Origin of the sequence: Pararhizobium antarcticum (genome assembly GCF_001885585.1) — a bacterium.
GTDB lineage: Bacteria > Pseudomonadota > Alphaproteobacteria > Rhizobiales > Rhizobiaceae > Pararhizobium > Pararhizobium antarcticum.
The window spans coordinates 1-4,015 of record NZ_LSRP01000011.1 but is presented as its reverse complement, the minus strand read 5'-3'; the positions used below and the strand labels follow the sequence as shown (position 1 = coordinate 4,015).

At 52.6% G+C, this 4,015-nt stretch carries 3 protein-coding genes and 1 pseudogene; 1 reads left to right on the top strand and 3 read right to left on the bottom strand.

The annotated features are described in order from the left end of the window. Window positions 1-602: 602 nt before the first annotated feature. On the bottom strand, window positions 603-1,604 hold the full coding sequence (locus AX760_RS02060) for an IS30 family transposase (protein WP_071831178.1): 1,002 nt from the start codon (window positions 1,602-1,604) through the stop codon (window positions 603-605). A gap of 204 nt (window positions 1,605-1,808) precedes the next feature. Here AX760_RS02060 and AX760_RS02055 point away from each other — a divergent pair. Continuing rightward, window positions 1,809-2,111 (top strand): annotated as a pseudogene (locus tag AX760_RS02055) (transposase); the annotation flags it as partial. Between the two features lie 35 nt (window positions 2,112-2,146). On the opposite strand, the gene AX760_RS27910 reads toward AX760_RS02055, so the two are convergent. Further along, complete coding sequence (locus AX760_RS27910; protein WP_139276427.1) at window positions 2,147-2,419, bottom strand: flavin reductase family protein; 273 nt, start codon at window positions 2,417-2,419, stop codon at window positions 2,147-2,149. 227 nt (window positions 2,420-2,646) lie between these two features. Further along, window positions 2,647-3,717 (bottom strand): GGDEF domain-containing protein, encoded by a 1,071-nt coding sequence (locus AX760_RS02045; RefSeq protein WP_083531033.1) that lies wholly within the window; start codon window positions 3,715-3,717, stop codon window positions 2,647-2,649. Window positions 3,718-4,015 lie beyond the last annotated feature (298 nt).

The following is a 4,015-nucleotide window of genomic DNA, read 5'->3' as shown; positions in this document are numbered from 1 at the left end:
ATCGTCCACATCGCAGCTTCCTTTCGTGATTCGAAAGCACAAAAGGAATCACAACCGCGCACAACCCGCAAACCGAAGTCCGCTAACCGATTCCGCCGATTCTCAAAGTCTCCGGACGGACACTTATATACCTGCTCAAAAAGCAAAACCATCCAAGATCAATCTGACACGCAGGTAGCGGTTTGTTCAGGCATGACTCAAAAAAATCGACAGTCGATTTGCTCTGAATAACCTTCCCGCCTGAACCAAAGGCGGCCTGTTTAGATACTCAATATCTTTCAGCTTAGTCTCAAGATTGAAAATGTAGACGGAGTGACGCGGGATGAGAAAGACAATAGCGACCTTCAGGGCACTTGCTGTCGCAGCTACGTTTGCCTTTGCAACAACGGGCTGTTCGACATCAATGCCAGCCTCTGGCATAAAATCGTCTACGCCTTCCGCTCAACTGATAGAACATCAACGCAAGCAGAAGATCAGGCACCAGGAACGACACTACAAACGCCTTTATCGTCCCAAAATCTGCCGTGATAGACCGACTTGCAGAACTTGAGCCGTGGAAAAGCTAACCCAAGTGCATCACACCTGTTTTGTAGAATAGGAGATCACCTATCTTCGTGCAAATGCGCCATAAACACCTCGCTCGGCGTCCTGTATCCGAGGCATTTGCGCGGTTGATCGTTTATATCGCGCGTGAGGTGGAGAAGGTCACGTTGTGAAACAACTGCCAGATCTGTGGTGCCAGGCAGGTAGCGTCGAATGCGCTTGTTGGTGTTCTCGACTGTCCCTTTCTGCCAAGGCGCACTTGGGTCGCAAAACCAACTGCATGCACCGATCCCATCTTCCAGAGCCCTGAACCCGGCAAACTCGGTACCTCGGTCGAATGTGAAGCTTTGACGCGCGAACGCCGGTAAAGGAGAAAACGCTCTGATGATCTTGTCCATGATCGGGCGCGAGTGCCGGCTCGGATTCTTGATGAGAACGGTATAGCGGCTCTTGCGCTCCACGAGAGTGGTGACATTGGCATGGGCGAGTGGGCGATCGAAGATGAGAAGGTCGCCCTCCCAATGGCCAAACCGTGATCTATCTCCAACAAAATCAGGCCGTTGGGATATGCGGTGCGTGGCTGGAAACGCACCGTCGCGCGGCTTCCTGGAGCGCATTGGACGACGTTTTCGGCGTGCCTCTGGTAGATACTGATAGAGACCAAGCCCATAATCTTCCTTGCTGTAGATGAAACGATAGATTGTCTCCTTGCAAACGCGAATACGACTGAGGCCGTCCGACAGCAGGCGTCCGGCAATCTGTTCCGGCGACCAGCGAGCTTCCAACTGGTTGATGATCTCTGTGCGCAAAGTCGGGTGGCGCCGCAGCTTTCTCAGCCGGCGACGTCGGTCTTTGGCAGTATCGTTCGCAACGGTGCTGTAATAACCGTCATAGTCCGGGAGTTCGCGATCGCGAAACGTGTTGCGTCGGATCTCGCGATAGATCGTGGAACGATGACGGCCAAGCTGACGTGCCATCTCGTTTACCGGAACCTTTGCCGCCACCATGTGATGCAGGCGTCGGCGATCGGCGAGGGTGATCTGCGTATAGCATCGAGACATGCCAAATCTCCAAAGTGAAGCCATTGAAATTACTGGCATGTCGCACTTGGAAATAGAATGTACCCCGTCGTTAACGAAAATCAGATAAGCATATTTATGGAACTTTGCCGATGATTGCGTTTGGTGGCGTTGGTCCTTCGGCTGAGAACCGCCTGCAACTATGAAACCGAAGTCCACGCCCTGAGCCCACACATTCTGTGGCGAAAAAGGGATGTATTGATGGATGAGGCCGAGAGCGATGTGCTGGCCTACATGACCTTTCCAAAGCAGCATTGGGCCAAGCTTCACAGCACCAATCCCATCGAGCGCCTCAACGGAGAGATTAAGCGACGCACAGAAGTGGTGGGCATCTTTCCCAATGATGAGGCCATCATCCGGCTCGTTGGCGCGTTGCTGCTCGAACAGAACGATGAGTGGGCCGTTCAACGGGCTCGATACATGACGCTGGAAACAATCGGGCAAATGAGCGATGATCCTCTCATCAGCTTGCCGGCAGTGGCGCGCTGATACTCATCCGACCCTCTGGGATGAGCCGTGGTCGTCTAAGCTACACCACGTCCTGGGACACGATCCTGGCATGCCGTTGGGATCTGTATTGCGAACCAGCCCGAAGCCTCAACAAGGGTCCGCCTATGCGTGTTCCTGTCTATCACTACAGTGAGCTTCGGCGGATTAAAATCGAGTGCGCAGCACCAAGCAGCAGCCATTACGCCATCCATACCGTCGTGCCTCGCGGAAACGAGCGCCGTCGGACCGTGATTGAGAATACGATAGGCTTTTTCGAGGGTAACGGGCTCGATAAGCCTGTGAGTCATTCTGATCTCCTTTTAGGCTGCGATTGGGCTCATTTGTTGATTTGTCGAAAAGATGACCCCGGCGTTACGGATAGAAAGACGGAGTGGTGTTATGCGGGGATGCAACCCTGTCTCAATATTCGTTGGGCAAAAGAGCCAAGCGACATCCTGATGTGCTTTCCCGTGAACCATCTGACTTCGGCCTAATTAGTTATACATTGAGTGAGGGAAGCCCCTCGACGCGAGTGTCAGCTCGCAATCCTCTCGGGCTGCGAGACAACCGTGGATGCAGCAGGCGCATTCAAATTTTCATAGGTGACAACACAGTTTCGACCCCGGTGCTTGGCCTCATAGAGGGCGAGATCGGCCTCCTTGAACCATGCTTCTGCACGCATTTCGCTCCTACTGCTAGCGATCCCCACACTAACCGTGACGGCGATCCCTTGATTTGGTAGAAGCCGCGCTGCTTCGATTCTCGATCGTAGAGAATGGGCAAGTTCGAGCGCCGTCTCTGGAGGGGTATCATAAAGCAAAATGGCAAACTCTTCGCCTCCTAATCGAAATAGGTCGTCGCCTGGTCGCGCGAACGACAGAGCGATATGCACCAACTCACGTAGGACATGATCACCTATGTCATGACCGTACGCATCATTAATCCGCTTGAAATGGTCGATATCGAAAATGAGGAGAGCATCCTCGGAGGAGCCTTGACGCCCCACAGCAGCATCGAGCTGCTTTTGAAAATGCCTGCGATTATATACGCCGGTCAAGGGGTCGAGAATTGCCTGACGCACGAGCGTATCATGAAGATGATCTAGCACATTGAGGACCAGGTTGATCATCACAAAATTCAGGAAAAGGGTGGTCGAAACCCTTGTAGCTAGCGCCAAACCAATAGACTGCCACGTCACTAACGACACCCCAATGAGAAGACCGAAGCCAGTAATATTGGCCCACCGGCGCGGCAGTATAAAGAATCCAATGAACAGTACAGGATAGGCCCAGAAAAGGCCGTTATGCCCTTGAACCCATACAGAAGTGCAGACTGCGACTGCGAGGCCGGAAACAACCGGTCCAAATGGTATGAATGGCCGCTGCCTTTTATTGATAGCCCACACGTTCAGCAAAAGGATGAAAGCCGCGGCGCTAAACATGGCTGCGAGGCCTAACCGCCCTTGAACAACGTGAACGGCAATAAATGGAAGAAGCAGGACCGATCCCAGACTGCTTATCAACGCCCCGATCCGCGGTCGATACTCCGCCAACGCGTCACTGTCGGATCGCCAAGACAGAGTAAACATCGATATTCTGTTTGACATCTCCAGTTCCTGACGCGAGAAGGCAGTGACCCCAACAGCAACGACGTAAACTATAGACCCACTTTCTTGTGACGAAGTTAAAGTCCGACGTAAAATTAGTTTGCACTAACAAAGAAGAGAGAATTCGAGTCGGATTCCAAAATGCTATCTTGCCATAACGCCCAAGACATTAAACAAGGTCTGGCTCCGTCGACACCGTCGTAGGCAGGCACGGATTTACCTTTGACAAGCAGATGCGAGGATTTCCATGACCACCATTGCTGAAATTGCCGACAAACTCGCACGTACAGTTCTTAGG